The 2658-nt window shown below is 39.8% G+C and carries 3 protein-coding genes; all 3 read right to left on the bottom strand.

Translation table 11 applies throughout. The features are described from left to right. Positions 1-74 precede the first annotated feature (74 nt). Positions 75-797: a hypothetical protein gene (locus tag Q4591_RS19935; RefSeq protein ID WP_303462588.1), complete on the bottom strand. Its 723-nt coding sequence runs from the start codon at positions 795-797 to the stop codon at positions 75-77. 267 nt (positions 798-1064) lie between these two features. After that, the gene (locus Q4591_RS19930; protein ID WP_198590850.1) at positions 1065-2042 is read right to left on the bottom strand and encodes a transposase; all 978 of its coding nucleotides are present in this window, start codon (positions 2040-2042) and stop codon (positions 1065-1067) included. A 279-nt stretch (positions 2043-2321) separates the two neighbouring features. Then, on the bottom strand, positions 2322-2658 hold a 337-nt coding region (locus Q4591_RS19925; RefSeq protein WP_303462586.1), incomplete at its 5' end, for a GFA family protein.

Here is a 2658-nt window from a genome sequence, read left to right as displayed (position 1 = left end):
TTGGGAACCGCCCTGTGCGGAGCCGCATGCAGGGTGGTGTGGGGGCTGGAGGCTAGATACCTCCGGCTACCCGATTATGCTTCTGCCTTGTTATGCTTCTGCCTAGCTAACTTTGCATATTGTTTCTTTTTCTTAAGGGCATCAATTTTGTTGCTCAGAGTCCAAGATTCCATCTTTTTCTGCGAAGTTTCAAAGTCAGTGATGTGAAGCCAGTAATCTCTATGGTGTGCTTTATTGGGTGACTCTATTATATCCTCGACAATTCTAAATAAGCTTTGAAAGGCTTCTTTCGCACGATACAAATCTATTACGTTTATAGTTTGAATCTTCGTTGTCAATTCACTATTCACCTTGGTATTGTTTGAATTTAAAGCGACACGCCATTGCCCATGTGCGATTTTATTCCGAAGTAAACTAGGATCATAAACATAGTCATCGATTAGTGAACAGATTTTTTGATTAGCGTTTGCAACATGCCCACTGCTCTTGCCTTGTACTTTCTGCAAAGCTAATTCAACACACTTTTTCCAAGCCTCTACAATGTTTCTTTTTCCCTTGGCTTTTATTTGAGTTATCTCTGAAGCAAGAAAAGAATCTGGGGTATGAATCAGTTTAGAAAATACAGCTTCAGCAAAAGCACAATAGACTTGAGCTAGTAGCTTTGTTTGAATTTCTGCTGTTGATTGCTGATCGCTTGAATAAGCGGAATTAATTGCTTTATTGATGTGTTTCCAAGCCTGCTCTAAAGCTTGAACGTTTTCGGTTTGGGCTGAAAAACTAAATACATAGCCACCCATAAACTAAATACATAGCCACCCATTATTTTGAAGTTATAACATAAACTAAATACATAGCCACCCATTATTTTGAAGTTATAACATAACGCCTTTCATTTTGAGTTGCCAACACCAACATTCATTTACTGATGGGATTATTCCTGCCAAAGGACTGAATATTTCATCATTAATCACCAAAATTCACTCATAAACTAAATCAAACACAGCAGAAAAGCTTGATATCAATCAAGTGGGAAATGCTGTTATTTTAAATTAAGAAATGATTTATTAAGCGCACAACCAGCGCTGACAGTTAGCTGCGCCTTGTCGTCGTTTACGCTCTAAATGTTCACAATATTCAGTTAATGCAGGTAACGCCCCTACAGCTCCTTTAAATAATGCACCAAATTCAGTGGTGATTTTTAACCAGTTTTCAGCAGGTATATTCAATCGATTGAGAATATCCTGACTACTCGCGCTGATGGCGCCACGTTTATCATCACGAATAATCCGCCCAGTATCTTCAACCAGCACAATGTAATCTTTGACGCTAAACATTAAACCATTGGGCATATCTAAACGCTCATTGCCCACAAAGGGAAGCAACGCTTTTGGTTGCTCACAGTTTATAGCTGAATTAATGCGACGCTGAATACTGGTGTAATCGGAGGTTTCAGGTGTTGCTGCCATCCTGGCGCGAATGGGATTTAAGTCCACATAAGCCATGCAGGCGAGTACGGCCGCATCATCTAACAAGGCTTGAGATTTAAAGCGCCCTTCCCAAAAGCGACCTGTACACTTGTCTTCTTTATTGGCCATTCTCGCAATCGGTTCACTCAAGGAACGCATAAACCAACTAATATCGGTTAAACGTTCTCGATATAGCCCAATACAATCATTAACCGTCTTTAATTCAAACTCATTAAGGACTTCACCTTTAACAAATTTATGGGTCAGCAAGGTGCCTTTAAAGCCTTTATGCCATTGGGTAAGCACATCTATATCAGACCATTCTTTGGCTTTATCCACATCGACTTTAAGCACCACATGTAAATGGTTACTCATCACGGCATAAGCACAAATATCAATCGCAAAAATCGTCGCTAATTCAATAATACGCGAATCAACCCACTCTCGGCGATGTTCATAGTTATCACCAGTCGACTTATCAAATCCACACAAAAATGCTTTGCGCACCACCCGCGTACAGCAGTGATAGTAAGGGGTGTCTTCTAAGCTCACGAGTGTTTTTCTAGGTCTGGCCATCATCAACTACCTAATATTAAGTAATGACCAAAGCCTAGTAGAGTGTTTGATATTTAGCCACCTGGAATGGGTGGCCATGTTAATTTATTAGGTAACAAAATTAGCTGACGATGCTAAGGGATCGATGCGGCTAGTAAAAAATGTAACTGCTCTGCACACATCGAAAAAGCGTAAGATCTTACGCCGATATTTACACTATAAAGGTATCACTCGGGCTTGTTCAACACTTGGGATAAGGCCGCGGCTACGCGCGGCCTATCCTTATCTGTTATATGCAAATTACTCTTGAACTTGCCAGTTAGAAGGAAAGCTAATCCACTGACATTTATCAGAGTTATTTAATGTATGAGTTGGTTCTAAAATTTCAGAAGCTGAAAAACAACCACCAGCGACACCAATTAAATGAGGCATGGTTGATATAGTCCAATACAGCGTAGTACCGCATTGAGTACAAAAATGACGGTTTTGTTCGTGATCTTGCTCTTTATGCCACAACTTATAAATCTTTGTTTCGCCTGATTTCTTTAATACAGCATCAGTTTTAAAATAAGTAGATATTCCAAAAGCACTTCCCGTACGTTGTTTACAGTTAGTGCAATTACAAACTGAGTTCATT

It is taken from the genome of Shewanella sp. 3_MG-2023, assembly GCF_030548765.1.
Taxonomy (GTDB): Bacteria; Pseudomonadota; Gammaproteobacteria; order Enterobacterales; family Shewanellaceae; genus Shewanella.
The sequence above is the reverse complement of the archived record's forward strand: the minus strand, read 5'-3'. Positions and strand labels throughout refer to the sequence as shown.

What these genes read in the sequence shown, in the direction of transcription:
- Q4591_RS19935 (WP_303462588.1), bottom strand. Translation starts at nt 797, where the DNA reads ATGGGTGGCTATGTATTTAGTTTTTCAGCCCAAACCGAAAACGTTCAA.
- Q4591_RS19930 (WP_198590850.1), bottom strand. Translation starts at nt 2,042, where the DNA reads ATGGCCAGACCTAGAAAAACACTCGTGAGCTTAGAAGACACCCCTTAC.